Origin of the sequence: Geobacillus uzenensis (genome assembly GCF_002217665.1) — a bacterium.
In the GTDB taxonomy this organism is placed as follows: Bacteria; Bacillota; Bacilli; order Bacillales; family Anoxybacillaceae; genus Geobacillus; species Geobacillus subterraneus.
In genome coordinates this window covers 93,587-115,409 of record NZ_NEWL01000008.1, presented here as the reverse complement: position 1 = coordinate 115,409, position 21,823 = coordinate 93,587, and the positions used below count along the sequence as shown (strand labels likewise).

18 protein-coding genes and 10 tRNA genes are annotated in these 21,823 nt (G+C 49.5%); 21 read left to right on the top strand and 7 right to left on the bottom strand.

Features of this window, described 5'->3' with window-relative positions; translation table 11 throughout:
- Positions 1-2 precede the first annotated feature (2 nt).
- The 10 genes from B9L21_RS13255 (at position 3) to B9L21_RS13210 (ending at position 1,368) form a co-directional block, all read left to right on the top strand.
- Positions 3-76 (top strand) — tRNA-Met (locus B9L21_RS13255).
- An 8-nt stretch (positions 77-84) separates the two neighbouring features.
- A tRNA-Ile gene (locus tag B9L21_RS13250) sits at positions 85-161 on the top strand.
- A 17-nt stretch (positions 162-178) separates the two neighbouring features.
- Positions 179-269: transfer RNA gene (locus B9L21_RS13245), tRNA-Ser, on the top strand.
- Between the two features lie 32 nt (positions 270-301).
- A tRNA-Thr gene (locus B9L21_RS13240) sits at positions 302-377 on the top strand.
- 8 nt (positions 378-385) lie between these two features.
- Positions 386-458, top strand: a tRNA-His gene (locus B9L21_RS13235).
- Between the two features lie 317 nt (positions 459-775).
- Positions 776-846: transfer RNA gene (locus tag B9L21_RS13230), tRNA-Gly, on the top strand.
- 5 nt (positions 847-851) lie between these two features.
- Positions 852-928 (top strand) — tRNA-Ile (locus B9L21_RS13225).
- Positions 929-1,117: 189 nt separating this feature from the next.
- Positions 1,118-1,192: transfer RNA gene (locus B9L21_RS13220), tRNA-Asn, on the top strand.
- Between the two features lie 6 nt (positions 1,193-1,198).
- Positions 1,199-1,291: transfer RNA gene (locus B9L21_RS13215), tRNA-Ser, on the top strand.
- Between the two features lie 5 nt (positions 1,292-1,296).
- Positions 1,297-1,368: transfer RNA gene (locus B9L21_RS13210), tRNA-Glu, on the top strand.
- Positions 1,369-1,545: 177 nt separating this feature from the next.
- On the opposite strand, the gene B9L21_RS13205 is transcribed toward B9L21_RS13210, so the two are convergent.
- On the bottom strand, positions 1,546-2,211 hold the full coding sequence (locus tag B9L21_RS13205; RefSeq protein ID WP_063166716.1) for a B3/4 domain-containing protein: 666 nt from the start codon (positions 2,209-2,211) through the stop codon (positions 1,546-1,548).
- 52 nt (positions 2,212-2,263) lie between these two features.
- On the opposite strand from B9L21_RS13205, the gene queG reads away from it, so the two are divergent.
- From queG to yhbH, 5 genes are all read left to right on the top strand, one after another.
- Positions 2,264-3,406: a tRNA epoxyqueuosine(34) reductase QueG gene (queG, locus tag B9L21_RS13200; protein WP_063166715.1), complete on the top strand. Its 1,143-nt coding sequence runs from the start codon at positions 2,264-2,266 to the stop codon at positions 3,404-3,406.
- 58 nt (positions 3,407-3,464) lie between these two features.
- Positions 3,465-4,331, top strand: a complete 867-nt coding sequence (locus B9L21_RS13195; protein WP_063166714.1) for an amidase domain-containing protein — start codon at positions 3,465-3,467, stop codon at positions 4,329-4,331.
- A gap of 23 nt (positions 4,332-4,354) precedes the next feature.
- Positions 4,355-4,828, top strand: coding sequence for a tRNA (uridine(34)/cytosine(34)/5-carboxymethylaminomethyluridine(34)-2'-O)-methyltransferase TrmL (gene trmL / locus B9L21_RS13190; protein WP_063166713.1), 474 nt, complete (start codon positions 4,355-4,357; stop codon positions 4,826-4,828).
- 324 nt (positions 4,829-5,152) lie between these two features.
- Complete coding sequence (locus B9L21_RS13185; RefSeq protein ID WP_063166712.1) at positions 5,153-7,048, top strand: PrkA family serine protein kinase; 1,896 nt, start codon at positions 5,153-5,155, stop codon at positions 7,046-7,048.
- Between the two features lie 225 nt (positions 7,049-7,273).
- Complete coding sequence (yhbH, locus tag B9L21_RS13180; RefSeq protein WP_063166711.1) at positions 7,274-8,431, top strand: sporulation protein YhbH; 1,158 nt, start codon at positions 7,274-7,276, stop codon at positions 8,429-8,431.
- A gap of 71 nt (positions 8,432-8,502) precedes the next feature.
- Here the strand turns inward: yhbH and B9L21_RS13175 are convergent, their stop codons facing one another.
- Complete coding sequence (locus tag B9L21_RS13175) at positions 8,503-9,192, bottom strand: hypothetical protein (protein ID WP_063166710.1); 690 nt, start codon at positions 9,190-9,192, stop codon at positions 8,503-8,505.
- A 277-nt stretch (positions 9,193-9,469) separates the two neighbouring features.
- Here B9L21_RS13175 and B9L21_RS13170 point away from each other — a divergent pair, with 277 nt between their 5' ends.
- Positions 9,470-10,447: a LacI family DNA-binding transcriptional regulator gene (locus B9L21_RS13170; RefSeq protein ID WP_063166709.1), complete on the top strand. Its 978-nt coding sequence runs from the start codon at positions 9,470-9,472 to the stop codon at positions 10,445-10,447.
- Position 10,448: 1 nt separating this feature from the next.
- On the opposite strand, the gene B9L21_RS13165 is transcribed toward B9L21_RS13170, so the two are convergent.
- Together B9L21_RS13165 and B9L21_RS13160 are read right to left on the bottom strand one after the other, a co-directional pair.
- On the bottom strand, positions 10,449-11,129 hold the full coding sequence (locus B9L21_RS13165) for a response regulator (protein WP_063857360.1): 681 nt from the start codon (positions 11,127-11,129) through the stop codon (positions 10,449-10,451).
- Positions 11,130-11,198: 69 nt separating this feature from the next.
- The gene (locus B9L21_RS13160; protein ID WP_063166708.1) at positions 11,199-12,776 is read right to left on the bottom strand and encodes a sensor histidine kinase; all 1,578 of its coding nucleotides are present in this window, start codon (positions 12,774-12,776) and stop codon (positions 11,199-11,201) included.
- Positions 12,777-12,883: 107 nt separating this feature from the next.
- On the opposite strand from B9L21_RS13160, the gene B9L21_RS13155 reads away from it, so the two are divergent.
- A complete protein-coding gene (locus tag B9L21_RS13155; RefSeq protein ID WP_063166707.1) occupies positions 12,884-13,930 on the top strand; it encodes a TRAP transporter substrate-binding protein in 1,047 nt (348 codons plus the stop codon).
- Between the two features lie 266 nt (positions 13,931-14,196).
- The gene (locus B9L21_RS13150; RefSeq protein ID WP_063167416.1) at positions 14,197-15,462 is read left to right on the top strand and encodes a dicarboxylate/amino acid:cation symporter; all 1,266 of its coding nucleotides are present in this window, start codon (positions 14,197-14,199) and stop codon (positions 15,460-15,462) included.
- A gap of 62 nt (positions 15,463-15,524) precedes the next feature.
- Here the strand turns inward: B9L21_RS13150 and tatC are convergent, their stop codons facing one another.
- From tatC to B9L21_RS13135, 3 genes are all read right to left on the bottom strand, one after another.
- Complete coding sequence (tatC, locus tag B9L21_RS13145; protein ID WP_063166706.1) at positions 15,525-16,274, bottom strand: twin-arginine translocase subunit TatC; 750 nt, start codon at positions 16,272-16,274, stop codon at positions 15,525-15,527.
- 63 nt (positions 16,275-16,337) lie between these two features.
- The gene (locus B9L21_RS13140) at positions 16,338-16,538 is read right to left on the bottom strand and encodes a twin-arginine translocase TatA/TatE family subunit (protein WP_063166705.1); all 201 of its coding nucleotides are present in this window, start codon (positions 16,536-16,538) and stop codon (positions 16,338-16,340) included.
- Between the two features lie 85 nt (positions 16,539-16,623).
- The gene (locus B9L21_RS13135; protein WP_063857361.1) at positions 16,624-18,270 is read right to left on the bottom strand and encodes a PhoX family protein; all 1,647 of its coding nucleotides are present in this window, start codon (positions 18,268-18,270) and stop codon (positions 16,624-16,626) included.
- Between the two features lie 416 nt (positions 18,271-18,686).
- On the opposite strand from B9L21_RS13135, the gene B9L21_RS13130 reads away from it, so the two are divergent.
- The 3 genes from B9L21_RS13130 (at position 18,687) to B9L21_RS13120 (ending at position 21,799) form a co-directional block, all read left to right on the top strand.
- A complete protein-coding gene (locus B9L21_RS13130) occupies positions 18,687-19,514 on the top strand; it encodes an aldo/keto reductase (protein ID WP_063166703.1) in 828 nt (275 codons plus the stop codon).
- A gap of 147 nt (positions 19,515-19,661) precedes the next feature.
- Positions 19,662-20,354: a zinc metallopeptidase gene (locus tag B9L21_RS13125; protein ID WP_033009347.1), complete on the top strand. Its 693-nt coding sequence runs from the start codon at positions 19,662-19,664 to the stop codon at positions 20,352-20,354.
- A gap of 98 nt (positions 20,355-20,452) precedes the next feature.
- Positions 20,453-21,799, top strand: coding sequence for a hemolysin family protein (locus B9L21_RS13120; RefSeq protein WP_063167415.1), 1,347 nt, complete (start codon positions 20,453-20,455; stop codon positions 21,797-21,799).
- Positions 21,800-21,823 lie beyond the last annotated feature (24 nt).

The window sequence follows — 21,823 nt, the reverse complement described above, 5'->3', positions numbered from 1 at the left end:
TTGGCGGTGTAGCTCAGCTGGCTAGAGCGTACGGTTCATACCCGTGAGGTCGGGGGTTCGATCCCCTCCACCGCCACTATTATTGGACCTTTAGCTCAGCTGGTTAGAGCAGACGGCTCATAACCGTCCGGTCGTAGGTTCGAGTCCTACAAGGTCCACCATTACTACGTTACTTTTTGGAGGAGTACCCAAGTGGTTGAAGGGGTCGGTCTTGAAAACCGAGAGGCGTCGCAAGGCGCGCGGGGGTTCGAATCCCTCCTCCTCCGCCATAATGATTGTGCAACTTAGGTCAATCTGTTGTGCCGGCTTAGCTCAATTGGTAGAGCAACTGACTTGTAATCAGTAGGTTGCGGGTTCAAGTCCTGCAGCCGGCACCATCAATGTGGCGGCTATGGCGAAGTGGTTAACGCACCAGATTGTGGCTCTGGCATGCGTGGGTTCGATTCCCACTAGTCGCCCTTTCTCTTCCCTTATCTTTGTTGCGGGTGTAGTTTAGTGGTAAAACCTCAGCCACGAGCCTAGCTTCATCGAATAGGCTACGAGTTGCCTTGACGCACCCTGCTTCTTTGAGAATGCTGGCAGAGGAAGAGGCGTGAAATCGCGTGATGAATGGTAGAAGAAGCTATGTGCGGGTGTAGTTTAGTGGTAAAACCTCAGCCACGAGCCTAGCTTCATCGAATAGGCTGCGAGTTGCCTCGACGCACTCTGCTTCTTTGAGAATGCTGGCAGAGGAAGAGGCATGAAATCGCGTGGTGAATGGTAGAAGAAGCTATGTGCGGGTGTAGTTTAGTGGTAAAACCTCAGCCTTCCAAGCTGATGTCGTGGGTTCGATTCCCATCACCCGCTTTGATGGGCCTATAGCTCAGCTGGTCAGAGCGCACGCCTGATAAGCGTGAGGTCGGTGGTTCAAGTCCACTTAGGCCCACCATTTTCCATTGTGCATTGTCAGATGATTCGTTATAATATAAAGCGAGCATCTTTGATCATTCCGCCATCGCTTAGCGACGAGCCTTAACTTCGTCGAGTAGGCTGCGAGTTGCCTCGACGCATCTTGCTTCTTTGAGAATGCTGGCAGAAGAAGGGACAGGGCAAGCTTTGAACAATAATTTTTGATTATTCCGCAATAGCTCAGCGGTAGAGCAACCGGCTGTTAACCGGTAGGTCGTAGGTTCGAATCCTACTTGCGGAGCCATTTCATGGAGAAGTACCCAAGTGGCTGAAGGGGACGGTTTGCTAAACCGTTAGGTCGCAGTTTTGCGGCGCGCGGGTTCAAATCCCGCCTTCTCCGCCATGTTTGGCCCGTTGGTCAAGTGGTTAAGACACCGCCCTTTCACGGCGGTAACACGGGTTCGAATCCCGTACGGGTCACTTGAGTTTTTGGCACCAGAACGTTCTGGTGCCCTTTTATACAGCTGTTTTTGTCGATTTTTGCGCTTTTTCTTGTCATGTGCATACGGTTTTGTTATAATGAGAATCGTTAGTTTTTAATATTGGGGACAACGCAGTGTTTCGTTTCGTCAAAGAACGGGGCATTGCGTTTTTTTATTATACCAGCAACTGCGCTTCGGCCTCGCCGCCATGGATTTGCGTAAACATCGTTTGAATGGCCTGAAGCTGGCGGTTGGCGGCATCTTCGGTCATCGACGGAAGAAAATAAACAATTTGCAAAGCGTTTTTCGTTTCTTTCGTCACCGCTGTGCGCTCGGAATCAACGATCGGGCTGCCGAACGGGCCGCGCTCATCTTTGCTGACGAGTTTATTGGCAAAGTTGACGGTGCGGCCATTTAGGGCTATGTATTCGTCATGTTCTGTGCCTACGGCGATGGTCACCGATCCTTCGATGCGGTCAAGATCGTAAATGCCGAGTGGAATTTTATAATAGAGCGAAAAGAAGTTGTTGACATCGGCCGCTGAATGGATTGATGGGATAAAGTTCCTTTTCTGGATGCGTCGGTATAAGCTTTCGCTTGACGGTCGGTAACGACCCGGATCCGTGCCAATTTGTTTAAATGCCTGCCGCCATTCGGCGAGTTCAGGAATGTCGGCGATGGCCTTCTCCTGCAGCTCAACGTAAATCGACTCTTGAAACAGTTCAAGCCGCCCTTTTAGCATTTGCGGCGAGTCGCCGACTTCGATATGGCGGTAGCGGATGACGCCAAATTTGCCGGAAGGAAGCCGTTGTTTTAGTTGTTCCGATATGATGCATCTCATGCGAATCACCTCGCATTTTATTTTACCATACACCTCGGGGGGAGGGAAAACAATGGACGTTGCAGCATTGAAACAGGAAGTGATTGAATACAGCCGGTCGATCGGCATTGATAAAATCGGGTTTGCAAGCGCTGATCCGTTTGTGGAGCTAAAGGAGCGGCTGCGCCGACAACAGGAGCTTGGCTATCAGTCCGGGTTTGAAGAGCCGGATATTGAAAAGCGGACCAATCCGTCGCTTCTTCTGTCCGAGGCGAAGTCGATCATTGCCATTGCGCTCGCTTACCCATCGAAAATGAAAGACGCCCCGCGCGGGACAAAAACGGAGCGGCGCGGCCTTTTTTGCCGCGCATCGTGGGGAAAAGATTATCATGACGTGTTGCGGGACCGTTTGCAGCAGCTGGAAGAATTTTTGCTTATTAAGGTGCCGCACGCCCGCGTCCGTTCGATGGTGGATACGGGAGAGCTCGCTGACCGAGCAGTGGCAGAGCGGGCGGGGATCGGCTGGAGCGGGAAAAACTGTTCCATCATTACACCGGAGTTTGGTTCGTATGTATATTTGGGAGAGATGATTACAACGATTCCGTTTCCGCCTGATGAGCCGATCGAAAACCGATGCGGCACGTGTACGAAATGCATCGATGCGTGCCCGACCGGAGCGCTCGTGCAGGGGGGGCAGCTAAACGCGCAGCGGTGCATCTCGTTTTTAACGCAAACGAAAGGCTTTTTGGCCGACGAGTTTCGTGAGAAAATCGGCAACCGGTTGTACGGCTGCGACACGTGCCAGTTGGTCTGTCCGGAAAATAAGGGAAAGGATTTCCACCTGCATCCGGAGTTTGAGCCGGATCCAGAGGCAGCGAAACCGAAGCTTATCCCGCTTCTTCAGATCAGCAATCGCGAGTTTAAAGAGAAGTTTGGGGCGATGGCTGGCTCATGGCGAGGGAAAAAACCGATCCAGCGCAACGCGATTTTGGCGCTCGCCCATTATAAAGACAGGACGGCAGTGCCGTATTTATTGCAGCTGTTGAAAGAAGACAGCCGGCCGGTCATCCGGGGAACAGCGGCGTGGGCGCTTGGAAAAATTGGGGATGTAAGCGCCAAGCCATATCTCGAAGAGGCAAGACAGACAGAAACAGATCCAGATGTGGCCTCTGAAATTGAAAAAGGGCTGAAACTGTTGGCGGAGGTCAAGGAATAGGGAAAAAACTTCAGCTTCCCCACATAAGGTAGTAACAAAAACGAAAGTGGGGAGCGCCATGAAAAAGCAGTTGCGTAATTGGCTCGATGAGCGGGCGCGTTCGTTTGTCTCGGAAAGCGGTGTTCGGGGCGATGAGGAAATCGCTAGAAAGCAGCAACTTTGCCAAAGGCGCGGCGCGGAAATCGTCCGCTGTGCGATTCGTGGACAAATTGTCGGCAGGCAGACGGTCGAGCGGGAGACAAAGGTGGTTTATATTGCCCATCATCAATTTTTAATTAAACACGGGGCGACTCTCTATATGGAGGAGCAAGTCGAGGAACGGTGCGCCCGTTTTTTGGGCGGCGAGCTGGCGGACGATCAACGGATTAGCCGCATGGGGGAATATGTTGAAGCGCCTCGTGTCGAGCGTGAGCGATGGACGGGTGATCGCCTTTCTTACCAATATGACCGCGCCCAAGCGGTGCGGTATGCGGAAACGTGGTGGAATCGGCATAACCCGGCGTTTCCGTCTTTTCCCGTTGATTGCACGAACTTTGTTTCTCAATGCTTGTATGCGGGCGGAGCGCCGATGACTGGCTATCCGAACCGGGCGCGGGGCTGGTGGTGCCAAAACGGGAGCTGGAGTTACAGCTGGGCGGTTGCCCACTCGCTGCGCTGGTATTTGAGCGGGTCGCGCATCGGTTTGCAGGCCGTGGAAGTCCCGGAACCGGAACAATTGATGGCAGGCGATGTCATTTGTTATGATTTTCAAGGGGATGGACGCTTTGATCATTCCACAATCGTAGTGGCCAAAGACCAAGACGGGATGCCGCTGGTGAACGCCCATACGACGAACAGCCGGATGCGTTATTGGTCATACGAGGATTCAAGCGCCTATACCCCGAACATTCGGTATAAATTTTTTCATATCATTGACCGCAAATAAACGATGTTGTTGAGGTGAATGAAATGCCGCTTCATGTTGTGCTATACCAACCAGAAATTCCAGCCAACACCGGGAACATCGCCCGCACGTGCGCGGCGACGGATACGGCGCTTCATTTGATCCGTCCACTCGGATTTTCAACGGACGATAAAATGTTAAAGCGCGCCGGGCTTGACTATTGGCCGCATGTCAACATTTCGTATTACGATTCGCTTGACGAGTTGTTTGCTCGGTTTCCGCACGGAGAGTTTTACTTTATTACCAAGTTTGGCCGGCAATATTACGACTCGTTTGACTTCAGCGATACGGAAAAAGACATTTTCTTTGTATTTGGCCGTGAAACGACCGGGTTGCCGAAGGAGCTGCTCGAGGCCAACATGGACCGTTGCCTGCGCATTCCGATGAACGACAAAGTCCGTTCGCTGAACTTATCAAATACGGCAGCGATTTTAGTGTATGAGGCGCTGCGCCAGCAACGGTTTCATGGGCTGTCATAAACAAAAAAACGACCTTCGCTATGGAGGTCGTTTTTTTGGGCTCTATTGTTTGACGCCGGGTTTGTCCTCGTAGCCAGCCGTGAAAATGGCTGTTAAAAAGGCGACGATCACTCCTAGCACAAGCAATGTGCGCATCGTTTTTTCCTCCCTTGCAATGAAAGTGGCACGCGTTTCCCCTTTATTATAACGAATATGGCCAAGCATGTGAATGACTGCCGATGGCTATTCGAAGACAAAATTTTTTTTGCGGCGAATGATACGGGACATCCTCGCATAAATTGTAATAATCTTGCTGTTAGACATCCAAGGGTGAGGAGGTCCTTTATGGATATTTTAAGAAAAATCGCACGGTACCGGGAAGAGGAAGAACGGCTGAGATGGGAAGGGACGTTCGCCGAGTATTTAGAGATTTTAAAAGAAAAGCCGTGGGTGGCCCAGTCGGCTCATTCGCGCGTTTATAATATGATTAAAGATGCCGGAGTAGAAGAGGTGAATGGGCGAAGGCGGTATAAGTTTTTCAGCCGGCACTTGTTCGGGCTCGAGGAGGCGCTTGAACGGTTAGTTGAAGAATATTTCCACCCGGCGGCGAAACGGCTTGATGTGCGGAAACGAATTTTGCTGCTGATGGGACCGGTCGGCGGCGGGAAGTCGACATTGGTGACGCTCCTGAAGCGAGGGCTTGAGGAGTACTCAAAAACGGAGCGCGGCGCCGTTTATGCGATTAAAGGGTGCCCGATGCATGAAGATCCACTCCACCTCATTCCTCACCATTTGCGTGACGATTTTTACCGTGAATACGGCATTCGCATTGAAGGGGAGCTGTCTCCGCTCAATATGATGCGTCTTGAGAAAGAATATGGCGGCCGAATTGAAGACGTCATGGTCGAACGCATTTTCTTCTCGGAAAATCGGCGCGTCGGCATCGGGACGTTCAGCCCGTCCGACCCGAAATCACAAGATATCGCGGATTTGACGGGAAGCATCGATTTCTCGACCATCGCTGAGTATGGCTCGGAGTCCGACCCGCGGGCGTATCGGTTTGACGGCGAACTGAACAAAGCGAACCGCGGCATTATGGAATTTCAAGAAATGTTAAAGTGCGATGAAAAATTTCTTTGGCATTTGCTGTCGTTGACGCAAGAGGGCAACTTCAAAGCCGGACGGTTTGCGTTGATCAGCGCTGATGAGTTGATCGTCGCCCATACGAATGAAACGGAATACCGGTCGTTTATTGCCAACAAAAAGAATGAAGCGCTCCACTCACGCATTATCGTGATGCCGATTCCATACAACTTGCGTGTCTCTGAAGAAGAGCGCATTTATGAAAAAATGATTCGTGAAAGCGATGTCGCTGACGTGCATATTGCCCCGCACACGCTGCGCATTGCGGCCATGTTTACGATTTTGACGCGGCTGAAAGAATCGAAACGACCGGATGTGGACTTATTGAAGAAAATGCGCTTGTATGACGGAGAGATGATTGAAGGGTTCAACGAAGTTGATGTCGAAGAGCTGAAAAAAGAACATCCGGACGAAGGAATGAGCGGCATCGACCCGCGTTATGTCATCAACCGCATTTCGGCCTGCATCATCCGGAAAGAAGTGCCGTCGATCAACGCGCTCGATGTGCTTCGTTCACTGAAGGAAGGGTTGGATCAGCACCCATCCATCTCCAAGGAAGACCGTGAACGATATTTGAACTTCATCTCGCTTGTGCGCAAAGAGTATGACGAAATCGCCAAGCAAGAGGTGCAAAAGGCATTCGTATATTCGTATGAAGAATCGGCGAAAACGTTGATGGATAACTATTTGGACAACGTCGAAGCGTATTGCAACAAAACGAAACTGCGCGACCCGCTCACCGGCGAGGAAATGAATCCGGATGAGAAGCTGATGCGCTCGATTGAAGAACAAATCGGCATTTCCGAAAATGCGAAAAAGGCGTTCCGCGAAGAAATTTTAATCCGCATCTCCGCCTACGCTCGCAAAGGTCAAAAATTTGATTACAATTCGCATGAGCGGCTGCGCGAAGCGATCCAGAAAAAGCTGTTCGCCGATTTGAAAGACATCGTGAAAATTACGACGTCAACGAAAACTCCCGATGAGCAGCAACTGAAAAAAATTAACGAAGTCGTCGCCCGTTTGATCGATGAGTACGGGTACAATTCTACATCGGCCAATGAATTGCTCCGCTATGTCGGCAGCTTGTTGAACCGCTAGGCATGCCTCGAGCGCTGGGGCATGCTTTTTTTACGTCGACAATTGGGCTTGTCCGCCTCTTGCCCACTTTTCTATTTTCCGCATTCATCTGTCAATTATTTTGAATTTTTGCATAGGATAAAATAAACAACTTGGCATAGTGATGGTCCGTTTTGATGACGCCAACATAAGTATATGCGGGAAAGCAAAAAGTGTGAAACCCATTTTAACAAAGGAGGGGAAAAAATGAAGGGGAATTTCGTTGTATCGAAAGAAGACTGGTCCCTCCACCGCAAAGGGCATGACGATCAAAAGCGCCATCAAGAAAAGGTAAAAGAAGCGATCAAAAATAACTTGCCGGATTTAATCACGGAAGAAAGCATTATTATGTCCAACGGACGTGACGTCATTAAAATTCCGATCCGTTCGCTTGATGAGTATAAAATTCGCTATAACTACGAGAAAAACAAGCACGTCGGCCAAGGAAACGGAGACAGCCAAGTCGGTGATGTGGTAGCCAGAGACGGGAGCGGGGAGGGGCAGGGGCCAGGGAAAGGCCAAGGGGCCGGTGACCTGCCAGGCCAAGACTATTACGAAGCCGAAGTGTCGTTAATGGAAATTGAAGAGGCGCTCTTCAGCCAATTGGAGCTTCCTAATTTGAAGCGGAAAGAGCTCGACCAAAACGTTGTCCAGCACATCGAGTTTAATGATATTCGCCGCACCGGGCTGATGGGGAACATCGATAAAAAGCGGACGATGCTCGCGGCGTTCAAACGCAACGCCATGAGCGGCAAACCGAGCTTTTATCCGATTTACCGCGAGGATTTGAAGTTTAAAACGTGGAACGAAGTCGTCAAACCGGAATCGAAAGCGGTTGTCCTGGCGATGATGGACACAAGCGGTTCGATGGGCATGTGGGAAAAATATATGGCGCGCAGCTTTTTCTTCTGGATGACGCGCTTTTTGCGCACGAAGTATGAGACGGTCGACATCGCCTTTATTGCCCATCATACTGAAGCGAAAGTTGTCAGTGAGGAAGAATTTTTCACCAAAGGGGAAAGCGGTGGAACGATCTGCTCCTCGGCCTACCGCAAAGCTCTTGAACTAATTGAAACAAAATATTCTCCGTCACGCTACAACATTTATCCGTTCCATTTCTCTGACGGCGACAACTTAACGTCTGACAATGCCCGCTGCGTCAAGCTTGTTCAAGAATTGATGAAAGTATCGAACATGTTTGGGTACGGGGAAGTCAACCAGTACAACCGCCATTCCACGCTCATGTCAGCGTACCGCAATATTAAAGATGAGAAATTCCGCTATTATATCCTAAAGCAAAAATCGGACGTATTTCATGCCATGAGAACGTTTTTCCGCAAAGAAGAAAGCAAACAGCTCGTCTGACCCTCTTACGGCTGAAAAAAAGGGGGTTTTTCTTTTTGGAAAGGGAGGGCGATGGCCCTCCCTCAAATTAGTTATTGCTTTTGCAGCGTCGCCACCATGGCAAGCACAGCGCCAAGTACATCTTGTTCTTTAGGAGCGTGCACTGTCAAGAGCATCGGCGCTGGGTGAGCGCTGGCGATGACGTGAACGGTAACGCCATCGGCTTGGGCAGTGTACCAAACGGCATCAGCGAACGGTTTTGGAAGTTGATCCGTTTGCTGACGGGCGGCATTGGCATCGACCGCTTGGGCATGTTCTTTGGCCAACTGCTCATAGTTTGTCTCCTCGTTATGAAGAAGGCGGATGCGGGCGAACGTGTCCCCATGGAGCAATACATCAGCATGCGGTTCTTCAGCGTCGAGCGTCCACCCGTCTAGGACATAAAGCGAGAAATGCTGGTTGTCACTTATGGTCAACGTTGCTGTCCCTGTGACTGTTTGATTTCCCATTTGGTAAGACAAGGAAGTTGTTGGACGGGAAGAAACGGCTTCATCCCCTGTCGCCCCACTTTGTCCGCCTCCTGCTTGATTTTGTTCGTCAGCACGGGGAGTTTCTTGAACTGCTGGCTCTGCTGTTTGCGTGTTGGTGGGATTCTCGTCTGAACTTGCCGTTTGTTTGGCTTTCGCTTCTGTCTCTTTTGATAAAGGTGTCTCTGTACCGCAACCGGCAAGCAAGGCGGCGGTGACAGCGATGGAGAAAAGCGATTTCCAATATCGAAGCATCTTGATTCCTCCTTGCTTTCCATATACCATTCATTATAGCAGTTGAAACGGTGGAAACAAACAGACTCATTTCCTTTAATTTCTCTGCTTGTTTGAATTCCTTTCGTTTTTGGCGTTCAAGGCGATATGTGCACCTCCCCAAATGATGGCGATGAGCAGAGTGAGCAAGGCAAATCCGTAAAGCATATGAACCCTCCTTTTGTATACTAGATGGTGAAATCAACATAATGGATGAAACGCGTTTCAAGTCAAGCGTTTTTTAGGAAAGGGTGGGAACGTGGCGAACATCCGCGATTTGGCGAAAGAAGCGGGCGTCTCGGTGGCTACTGTATCAAGGGTATTGAACGGGTATCCGTATGTAAGCGAGGAAAAGCGGAAGGCGGTTTGGGAGGCAGTTGAGAAGCTCAATTATACAAAAAACATTCAAGCTGTCCATTTGGCGAAAGGAAGGACAACGATCGTCGGAGTCATGCTCCCGTACATTCATCACCCTTATTTTTCCGCGATTATCGAAGGGGTTTCCAAGGAGGCGCTTCGTTACGGTTATCAGTTGCTTTTGTTTCAGACGAATTATGACGTTGAGCGAGAGCTCGAGGCGCTAGAGCGGTTGCGGATGAAGCAAATGGATGGATTGATCGTCTGTTCTCATCAAGCGGACTGGGAGATTTTTGCGGAATATCAAGAAGAGGGACCGATTGCTTTATGTGAACGAGTGGATGGGTATGACTTTTTCACGGTTTACATCGACCACTACCAAGCGTTTGCCAAAGCGCTTCGCTATTTGCTGGACAAAGGACACCGACGGATTGGCTATTGCATTGGAAGAAGGACAGGCCCGAACAGCCAGGCGCGGGCGGCGGCGTATGAAGAGGTATTGCGTGACGCCGGCGTCACTCCCCAGCGCCAATGGATTTTTGACGGTTGTCTATTTCTTGAAGACGGAAAGCGCGTGATCGAGCAATGGATGGCAATGGGGGAGCGGCCGAGCGCTTTGCTTGTGACGAGCGACCAAGTGGCGGCCGGCATCGTGTTATACGCGCAGCGCGTCGGGGTGCGTATTCCAGAGGAGCTTGCCATCATTGGATTTGATAATGATCCGTTGGCCGAAATGCTGGGCATTACAACCGTGGCGCTTCCTCATTTTACGCTCGGAGAAAGAGCATTCCGCCTTCTTCACCATTGGCTGGAGACAGGAAATGTCCCGCGAAAACAAGAAGAGTTGCCTACCCGATTGATCGTGCGGGCTACCGGGTAGGCTATAGCCGTTTCAACTCATAGCGGTTGACGGGGCGGCCAACACCGCCGTATTGCACATCAAGCACGACTTTTCCGCTTTTCTCGAGATGCTCTAAATAGCGGCGGGCGGTGACGCGGGCGATGCCGACCCCCTCGGCCACTTCTTCAGCGGAGACGGGGAAACGGTGCTGGCGCAAATAAGCGATCACTTTTTCCAATGTCACTTCGTTTAATCCTTTCGGAAGTTCTGCCGGTGAGACGGCCGGCTGCTCCGGTGTTTGCCGCAGCGCATCAAGCTCCGCTTGGGTGAGCGACTCTTTTTCCGCCAATGATTGACGGAAGGTGCGATAATTTTCTAACGCCTGTTTGAGCCGTTCGAATTTGAACGGTTTGACAATATAGTCAAATGTGCCGTTTTGCAGAACGCGGCGCACGGTTTCGATGTCGCTTGCGGCGGTGATGGCCAGAATATCCACTTCATGCCCACGGGCGCGAATTTCCTTTAACGTCTCGAGGCCGTCTAATTGCGGCATGTAAATGTCAATGACCGCTACATCAGGGTGGAGTTCCTCGATCAACCGCAGCCCTTCCTCTCCGTTCCCGGCGAGGCCGACGACGGTGAAACCGTTCACTTGTTCAATCATTTGCCGGTTTACTTCTTGAACCATCGGGTCATCTTCAATGAGCAATACACGATACATTGCCTTTCCTCCTTTATCTCGAGGGCGGAAGCGCGTCGAATGCGGCCGCCGCTGCATGAATCAATGGCGTTACATATCAAACGTAATGGTAAATACGGTTCCTTTCCCTTCCTCGGACTGAACGCTGATGTGGCCGTTTCCCTTTTCCACAATTTGCTTCACCAAATATAGGCCGATGCCGCGTCCGTTCTTTCCTTTTGTTGAAAAGCCTTCGTCAAAAATGCGATCGATATGCTCGCGGGCGATGCCTTGGCCGTTGTCCTCAACCGAGAGGGAGCAAATCTCTTCATTTTGTTCCATGCTGATGTAGATTTCTTTCTCCCGATCGGTGATCCCTTGGAACGCATCGAAGGCGTTTTCAATCAGGTTGCCAAGGAGAATGACGAAATCATGATGGTCGAGGTGCGGCGGGAAGCGGTGCAGCCGGCTGTGCCGGTCGATCGTCACACGAATGCCGAGCTCCTTGCCGCGGCGGATTTTGCTTAACAATAGTCCGGAAATGCTCTCATCCTTGATGTTGCGGCTTAAAAACTGCGTGAGCTCCGCCTGTTCTTCCGTAACTTGGAACACGTACTCAAGCGCCTTCTCAACATGACCGAGCTGGATCAGGCCGGCAATCGTATGGAGCTTATTCATGTACTCATGGTTTTGCACACGCAAGGCGTGGACAAACGCCTTTACCCCCGTTAATTCCTCAGCCAGCCGTTTCACTTCGGTGCGATCTTGGAATATGGCAATCGCGCCAACCGTTTCCCCATTGACCTTAATCGGGATGCGGTTGCTCCAAATCGTTAAGTTGCCGAGCTGTAGTTCTTTGTTGTAAATCGGTTTGTTCACTTCCAAGATCTCCGGAAGGTACGTATCCGGGATTACGGAACGAATCGGGCGTCCGATTACGTCCCCTTCGATGCCAAGCATTTGCTTCGCCCGATCATTAAAAATGGTGATGTTTTCATTGCTGTCAATGGCGATGACGCCTTCGTGCATGGCGTTAAACGCCTCTGTCCGCTCCACAAGCAGTTTGGCGATTTCATGCGGTTCAAGCTCAAACATTTGCCGCTTAATATGAGAGGCGAGCAGCCAAGCTCCGCTTCCGCCGGCGGCTAGCGACAAAACGACCGCCATGGCGATTTCTTCTTTTAACGTATCAATCGCTTCCCAAAACGTCGGCAGTCGGTAAGCGGCGATGGTAACGCCAATTTGTTCATGATCGCGATTCATGATGGGGACGAAGGCGCGAACCACTGTCCCGATTTCTCCGCGCGCTTTCGATGTATACGTATGTTCCGCGAATGCCGGCCCTTCATCAGCCCCGCGGGAGACGGTACCAATCATCGCTGGAAGCGGATGGGAGAGGCGAATTTTGTTCATGTCGAGCACAACAATATAATCGGCGCTATGGATGACACGCACCCGTTCGACGATCGGGTTCACGAGCGCTCGGCTTTGCTTTGACCCGACAATGTGCTGCTTAACTTCCGGCAGTTCGGATACGGTGCGCGCTGTCAACAAGGCGCGTTGGCTTAATTCTTCTTCCTTCGTATGGAAAAAGTCGCTAATGATAAATACGCCGCTCAGCAGCATCGAAAAGCTGACGATGACAAAAATTAAAATCGTGATTTTCCAACGGATCGGCAGTCGATTCATCGATGAACTCCTCTTTACTATGCGGAAAATTCATTATTATTCATTCTAACATGATTCTAGTGATATGATAAAAAGGAAGAAAACAAAGGATGAACATGGGGTGAATAATGGGGAGAAAGTGGAAATGGTGGGTGCTCCTTCTTGTCATCGGTGTCGGTCTTGCCGCATGGACCGGCAGCCGCCAAGCTGATCAAGAGCGGATTGTATACGATGATGAACAAAGGGGGCTGCAAAAACAAATTATCATTTACTTTAGCCATGTCGTTGCGGAAAATACACCGAAAGGGCTGGCAGCGCAAAAGTTTGCCGAACTTGTCGAACAAAAGACAAACGGCCGCGTTAAAGTCGAAGTGTTTGCGAACGGCTCGCTTTATTCGGATGGAGAGGAGCTTGATGCGCTGTTGCGCGGCGATGTACAAATGATCGCCCCGTCGTTTTCGAAGGTGACAGAACTCATCCCGGAGTGGCAGGTGCTCGATTTGCCGTTTTTGTTTCACGATGACAACGATGTGCGCCGTGTGTTCACCGGAAAAGTGGGAGCCGAACTGCTCGGAATGCTTGAAGAAAAAGGAATCAAAGGGCTGGCGCTTTGGAGCAATGGATTTAAGCAAATGATGGGCACAACGCGTCCGCTTGTCGAGCCTGATGATTTCCGTGGGTTGCGTTTTCGCATTATGCCGAGCGAGGTGATCGACAAGCAGTTTCGCCTGCTTGGCGGCGAACCGGTTGCTGTCTCATTTGACCGTGTATACCGGGCGCTTGAACGGCATGAGTTTGACGGCCAGGAAAATACGATTTCTAACATTTATTCGAAAGGGTTTTACAAGTTTCAGCCGTATATTACAATCAGCAACCACGGCTATCTTGGCTATGCAGTCATGATGAACCAGTCGTTTTGGAACAGTTTGCCGAAAGAGATCCAGCAAAACATAGCTGAAGCGATGGACGAGGCGACAAGATGGAATTTGCGCCAGTCAAAGGCGCAAAATGAGCGGGAATTGCAGCAGCTGAAGCGGCGTGAGGATGTCCATCTTTATTTGCTGTCGGAAACAGAAAAGCGGAGATGGGAACGGAAATTGGCCCCGCTGTATCAGGAATTTACGAGACGGTTCGGTTCTAGACTTTTGAATGAAATCAAGAAATCCGATGAATAGGAGGCTGACCCAAAAGGTCGTCTGCCTTTAAGATCGGAACAACATATAGTTTAGCACAAACAGTCAGTACGTATATATAGCGGCGAAAGAGGGTGTCCTGATCCTTTTCGGACACCCTCTCTTTTCTGGCGATAGACGCAGCCTTTGTAAACGTTTGAGAACAAAAAGACCAAAACGACCATTATCACCATAATATTTTTATTTGATCGATTTTTCTTTATGATAGTGCTGAAAGCGTTGTCAAGGAGATGAAAGGAGTGGGAGAAATGCGGGGGAAATTTAAAAATTTAACCGTGCAAGTCATTATCGGTATTCTTTTAGGGATTATCGTCGGGTTTTTATTCCCGGAATTCGGCGCTAAGTTAAAAGTGTTAGCCGATGGGTTTATTAAGTTAATCAAAATGGTGATCGCGCCGATTATTTTCTTTACCGTTGTGATCGGGATCGGCAACATGGGCGACTTGAAAAAGGTCGGCCGCATCGGCGGCAAGGCGCTCCTTTATTTCGAGATCGTCACGACATTTGCTTTAGCGATTGGGATTGTCGTTGTTAACTTCGTCAAACCGGGTGTTGGTTTCAATACCGATGCGGTCAAAGGTGGAGACATTTCGCAATATACGAAGCAGGCGGAAGAGACGAGCCACGGTTTTGTCGATTTCGTGCTCAGTATTATCCCGGATAACGTCGTCGCAGCGATGGCCAGTGGAGAATTGCTTCCGGTGCTCTTCTTCGCCGTCCTGTTTGGCGTGGCGGCAGCCGGTTTAGGGGAAAAAGCCAAACCAGTGCTTTCTTTGTTCGAACGGATTGCAGAACTATTCTTTAGCGTAGTCAATATGGTCATGAAAGTGTCGCCAATTGCCGCATTTGGCGCGATGGCGTATACGATCGGCACATTCGGTCTCGGCTCGCTCGTGTCGCTCGGCAAGCTGATGGGATCGGTATACATTACGATGGCGCTCTTTATTTTCGTCGTGCTTGGCGGAATTGCCAAGTTTTACGGATTTAACATCTTTAAGTTTCTCGCCTATATTAAAGAGGAACTGTTGCTCGTTCTTGGTACGTCCTCGTCTGAATCAGCTCTGCCGCGTCTGATGGAGCGGCTTGAAAAATACGGCTGCTCGAAGTCGGTCGTTGGCCTTGTCGTTCCGACCGGGTACTCGTTTAACTTGGACGGCACATCGATTTATTTATCGATGGCGGCCATTTTCATCGCTCAAGCATACGGCATTGATTTAAGTATTTGGCAAGAGTTGACATTGCTCGGAGTGTTAATGCTCACCTCGAAAGGGGCGGCGGGGGTCACCGGTTCTGGGTTTATTACGCTGGCCGCAACGTTGGCGGCGTTTCCGATGATTCCGGTCGAAGGCATCGCCTTGTTGCTTGGGGTCGACCGTTTTATGTCTGAGGCGCGGGCGATTACAAACATTATCGGCAACGCAGTAGCTACGGTTGTCGTTTCGAAAATGGAAAATGAGTTTCATCCTTCTGCCGAACAACAACTAGCGGAAGGGAATATGAAAATCGCGAAGTAAGAAACAAGGGGCTGCTCCAAAAGGCCGCAGCGGTTGGCCTTTGGAGCAGTCTTTTTTATTTTTCAAGGGATGGAGCGGATCTCGTTTTTTAGCCATTCTTCGTTCGCTTTGCATTTCCGGCGATAAACGATTTTGGACAGTAAAACACTGCACTCATATAGAAACAGCAGGGGGATGATGACAAGAATATCTGAAAGCAAATCTGGAGGAGTGATAAACACTGCAACTAAAATTAAAACAAAGTAAGCGTATTTTCTCATTCGCTGCAGCCGGTACGGATTTAACACCCCAAGACTCGTCAAGAACATGATGATGACCGGAAGTTCGAATAAAAATCCGAACGGAACCGTCATATGAATGACAAACCGAAAGTATCGTTCCGCCGTAAAGAGCGTTGTAAACATCTCGCCTGACAGGGAGAGAAGAAAGTGAAAAACAAACGGGAAAATGATAAAGTAACCGAAGCATATTCCTAATACAAACAGAATGAAAAGAGCCGGAATGTAAGCTAATGCCAGTCTTTGCTCATGCTCGTGCAATGCCGGGCGAACGAACAGCCACGCTTGATGGGCGGCAATTGGTATTGTCCCGGCAATGGCGATCACGCCGGCTAAGACGAAATAGACCCACAAAATGTCGCTTGGGCCGAGAACGGCCAGCTTCAGTGGCAAGTCCTGAACGAGCCATCGATACATAGCCGGTGCGTAAATGAGCGATCCAATTAACAAAATAGTAAAAGCGCCAAGTGTAATGATGAGGCGTTTGCGCAGTTCATTCAAATGACCGATCAAGTTCATTTCTTGGTTTTTCATCGTCTCCCCTCTTTATATCAACAAAGGATGAAACACGAATTACAGATGTCTTTCGCAAGGAAACTAACTTGTCTTTTCCACTTTATGATTTAACCTCTCTTTGTTTGACTCGTCATCTGAAACCAATTCCCGCGCTGACTTTTTGAATTCTCTCAGCGTTGTGCCAAAGGCGCGCCCGATTTCGGGCAGTTTTGATGGACCGAAAATGATCAAGGCAATGACAAGAATGAGGATTAAACCAGGGATACCTATATTTTGCAGCATGGCAACGTCCTCCTGTTTGTATGTATTATTTTGTATGGAAACGGGCTAGCCCGTTTCCATATGTTGCATTGTGCATTTATTTCACTTATTTATTGAAATGTCCGCCCTGCACGGCTACGAGGCAGGAACGGCCGAAACGTTGGCCGGGATAAGGATTCCACGTTTCCGGATGCTGTACATCTAAAAATAACGTGCGTTCATCGGGAGTGAACCATGGACCGGTGACTTCGCACCCTCTCGGACCGGACGCAAACTGGAACGGCTCCCCGTACTGTTTGCCGTCGGTCGGAATCATGAACACCCCGCAGTTTTTATACGCGGCATACACGTTATCTTCTGTCGCATAAAAATCTTCAACAACCCAAAGGTTCCCTTTGCTGTCAAAGTGAAGGTTGTCAGGGCACGTAATGCCGCTTTGGCGTCCGCCAGCGATGAAAACTTCAAACGTGAATCTTTCGCTTCCGTGGTCACCTTCCGCAGGGATCAAACGGATGATTTGGCCATGGAAGTTTCCGTGCTTCGAATTGTTTGTTAAAGATAAAAATACGCTGCCGTCATACGGATGGATTTCGACATCTTCCGGACGGTCGAGCGGTGTTGCCTTAACAGCAGCGCCTGCTTCCCGCGCGTAGGTCAGCACATCCGCCTGGCTAGTGAAAAACTTTTTGCCGTTTTTTTCATAGTTTTGCAAATCTTTATTCGTCTCGTAATCGAGCGCGATCCATTTTTGTTTTCCGAGATCAGCGACGTATAATGTTCCGCTTTCTAAAATATCGAAGTTGGCCTCGCGGTTATTCGGGTTGAATTTCTTTTGGCTGACAAACTTGTAGAAGAAGGCATCGGCTTTGTCATCTCCCATATAAACGACCACCCTGCCGTCTTTCGTTAATCCCATTGCCGTATTTTCGTGAGCGAAGCGTCCCAGTGGGGTATGCTTCCGTATCGGCGCATTCGGGTTAAATGGATCGACTTCCACCACCCAGCCATAATGCTCATCAATAAAATCAGGCCATCCGTAGTCATCGCCGTAATATGTATTCTCCTCACAAGAAAGAACGGTATTCCAAAGCGTTCTTCCGCCGCTGCAGTTTCCGAGCGTTCCTGTCACCGTTGTCGCGCCTTTGACCGCCTTGCTTCCGCTTGCAGGGCCGGTTAATCGAATGGGAGTGTTCGCATCGATCCGTCGGTTATATTGGTCATTTTTTACTAACCGCCATTCGCCTTTTTCTTTTTTTACGTGAATGACTGAGCCGCCAACTGCCTCTTTTTCCATTTTTAACAATTCAGGGTAGCTTGAAAGATTCGCCTTGTTAAATGTACTCGGGTCAATTCCTAGTATTTTCATGTAGTTTTCTGGCTCAGGGAATTCATGGTTAACCCAGATGAGTCCTTCTTCGGAGTTGTTGCCGCCTTCGAGGCTGTCGATCGGAAAGTAGACCGTAAGATCCGCCGAGTCGCCGAACCTTTCGCCCTTCGAGTTAATGATATCCCCATATGAAGCGATAATGTTGTATCGATAGCCTTTCGGCAGAACTAAATCGTTTTCCCATGTGCGGCTGATCGGTTTGAAAGGTGCCGTAAGCGGTTTGCCGTTTCCTGACGGTTGACCGTTCATTAAATGGTTTGCCGTCATGGCGCTTGCCTTACTTGTTAATGTGTCTATGCCGGATGACGCGGCGACTAATGCTGCCGTACTGCTTCCTACATATTTCAAGAATAAACGGCGATCCATCACTGACCATCCCTTCCATCGTTTTTAATCAATTCACAATTATGATTCTACGGGGGGAAAAGGGAAATGTTAATAAATTGAATGTAAATAATTGTTAAGTGTTGATAAAATTTTTAACCGTTTGTAAATGGCATTTATTGTGCAATAGGAGAAATAGCGGTTTAAGCCGCTTGTCGCTTTTTTTGCCTTTCATTGTTCTCTAAGTTGAAAATGACGAGTAGATTTCTTTTGAAATACAGGTGGAGGATGATGAAAAAAGAAGGGAAATGATCAATGACCAAAATCGCTGAGTGATTGAAAAAAGGATGCCATGGTCAGGAGAGGGAATGGTTCCCTCGCTTTTTGTGCATATATTTTGCTTTTTCCTGGCCGTTTTTCCATAATAAAGCTATACCGATGTTGGAGGGGGAAGAAGAGTGAACAGTTTGCAAGACTGCGCTGTATTACATAACGGTGTGCAAATGCCGTGGGTCGGCCTTGGCGTTTATAAAGTCAAAGAAGGGGAGGAAGTAAGAAGCGCGGTGCGCACCGCGCTCGAGATCGGCTACCGCCATGTCGATACAGCCGCTTTTTACGAAAACGAAGAAGGGGTCGGGCAAGCGATCCGGGAATCTGGCATTCCGCGCGAGCAAGTATTTGTGACGACGAAAGTATGGAACACCGACCAAGGATACGAAACGACGCTGAAAGCGTTTGATACAAGCTTGAAAAAGCTCGGCTTTGACTACGTTGACTTGTACTTAGTCCATTGGCCGGTGAAAGGGAAATATAAAGAGACGTACAAGGCGCTTGAAAAGCTATATAAAGACGGGTATGTGCGTGCAATTGGCGTCAGCAACTTCCAAATTCACCATTTGCAAGATGTGCTGGCTGACTGCGAAATTAAGCCGATGGTCAACCAAGTCGAGTACCATCCGCGCTTAACGCAAAAAGAGCTGCAGGCGTTTTGCCGGGAAAACGGCATCCAGCTTGAGGCATGGTCGCCGCTTATGCGCGGGGAAATTTTAACCGAACCGACAATCGTTGAAATTGGCAAAAAATACGGGAAAACGCCAGCGCAAGTCGTGTTGCGTTGGGATTTGCAGCACGGCGTCGTGACGATCCCGAAATCGGTGACGCCGGCGCGTATTAAAGAAAATGCCAACCTTTTCGATTTTTCGTTGACAGCCGAGGAAATGAAGCAAATTGATGCGTTAAACTTGAATAAACGGATTGGCGCCGATCCAGACAACTTCAACTTTTGATAAACAGGATCGGCCAAACAGCGCCCGTCGTCGGCGCTGTTTTTTCTATAAGAGAAATGAAACCAAGGTGACATATTTGACGTATGAAATGATGAACAAGTACAATAAATAATAGTATACACAATTGGAAAAACGGAGGGTGCTGAGATGCTATTCCATCCGATGGATATTTTCATTTTTATCGCCTTCTTCATATCGCTTTGGGCGCAATGGAAGGTATCAAGGAATTTCAATGCCTGGTCTGAAGTTCCAGCCTCATCGGGGTTGACGGGGGCGGAAGTGGCGCGCATGATTTTGGACCGCCACGGCTTGCATCACGTGCCGGTTGAGGTCGTTCCGGGACGATTGTCCGACCATTACGATCCAATTTCCCGCACTGTTCGTTTGTCGGAACCTGTCTTTTACGGGCGTTCGATCGCTTCCATTTCCGTTGCCGCCCATGAGGTCGGTCATGCGGTTCAGCATCAGCAAGGGTATGCGGCGCTCGTTCTTCGCCACCGGATGTTCCCGGTTGTGAATTTGGCTTCCGGCGTGGCTCCGTTTTTACTGCTCGTTGGGTTTTTGCTCCATCAATTTTCATTGATCGGTCTCGGCATTTTGTTCTTCTCACTGGCGGTGGCGTTTCAAGTCATCACGCTGCCGGTCGAGTTTAATGCGAGCGCCCGGGCGAAACGGTTTATCTTGGCGGAAGGAATTATCGCTCCGGATGAAGTTCGCGGCGTGAACAAAGTGCTCGGCGCAGCGGCGTTGACGTATGTGGCCGCGACATTGATCGCCGTATTTGAGCTGTTGAAGTATGTGCTCATCTTTACCCAAGGGAACAATAACGAAGAGTCGTAATGCGTTGTGCCGCCTTAGGCTGTCCGCCGTTGGCGGCATGGCGAAACTTTTGCACGCAGGAGGTGTACCTGGGCGCTTCATCCGCGCTCGGAGATGAATTGGACATAGCCAGTTTGCTGTTAGTGGCGCTGCTTATTGCCTGCACCGCCTTTTTCGTCGCTTCGGAATTTGCGATCGTCAAGGTGCGCAGCACGCGCATCGACCAACTTATCAATGAAGGCAATAAACGGGCGATCGCGGCGAAAAAAGTGATTTCGAACTTGGATGGCTATTTATCGGCGAACCAGCTTGGCATTACCCTCACTTCGCTTGGCCTTGGCTGGTTGGGGGAGCCGACGGTGGCGCGGATGTTGCTGCCGCTGTTTGAACGTTTCCATTTATCGGAATCCGTCTCCCACTTTTTAGCGTTTATTATTTCATTTTCGCTCATCACGTTTTTGCATGTTGTTGTCGGCGAATTGGCGCCGAAAACATTTGCTATTCATAAAGCAGAAGCGATTACGCTGTGGACAGCCAAGCCGCTCATTTGGTTTTACAGAATCATGTACCCCGTGATTTGGTCGTTAAATAACACAGCCCGATTAGTGACGCGCCTGTTTGGCCTCAGGCCGGTGGCGGAGCACGAAATTGCCCATTCCGAGGAAGAGTTGCGCCTAATTTTATCGGAAAGCTATAAAAGCGGGGAGATCAATCAATCCGAGTATCGCTATGTCAACAACATTTTCCGCTTTGACGATCGCATAGCGAAGGAAATTATGGTGCCGCGCAAAGAAATTGTCGCGCTCGATATTAACAAAAGCGTGAAGGAAAACCTGGAGATCATCCAGGAGGAAAAGTATACGCGCTACCCGGTCATTGATGGCGATAAGGACCATGTGCTCGGGCTCATTAACGTGAAGGAAGTGTTTACGGATTTCATCGCCAACCCGTCCCATGATAAACAGATCAAAGACTATATCCGCCCGATTATTCAAGTGATTGAATCGATCGCCATTCACGATTTGTTGGTCAAAATGCAAAAAGAACGCATCCATATGGCGATTTTAGTCGACGAGTACGGCGGCACATCCGGATTGGTAACAGTTGAGGATATTTTGGAAGAAATTGTCGGTGAAATCCAGGATGAGTTCGATATCGATGAAACGCCGCTTATCCAAAACATTGGCGATCGGTTCATTTTGGATGGCAAGGTGCTCATTAGCGAAGTGAACGATTTGTTAGGGCTTGAAATCGATGATGACGATGTCGATACAATCGGCGGTTGGGTGTTGACGAAGCATTATGACATCAAAACAGGCGATACTGTGGAAATCGACAACTATCTTTTTACGGTCAAAGAGATGGATGGTCATCACGTCAAGACGCTCGAGGTGGTGAAAAAAGAACCGGATCGAGAGGAAGAAAGCGAAACGGCGGACGTTGAAGAAGAGCAGCTGCGTTTGTAAGGCAGACGGGGAAACGTCTGCCTT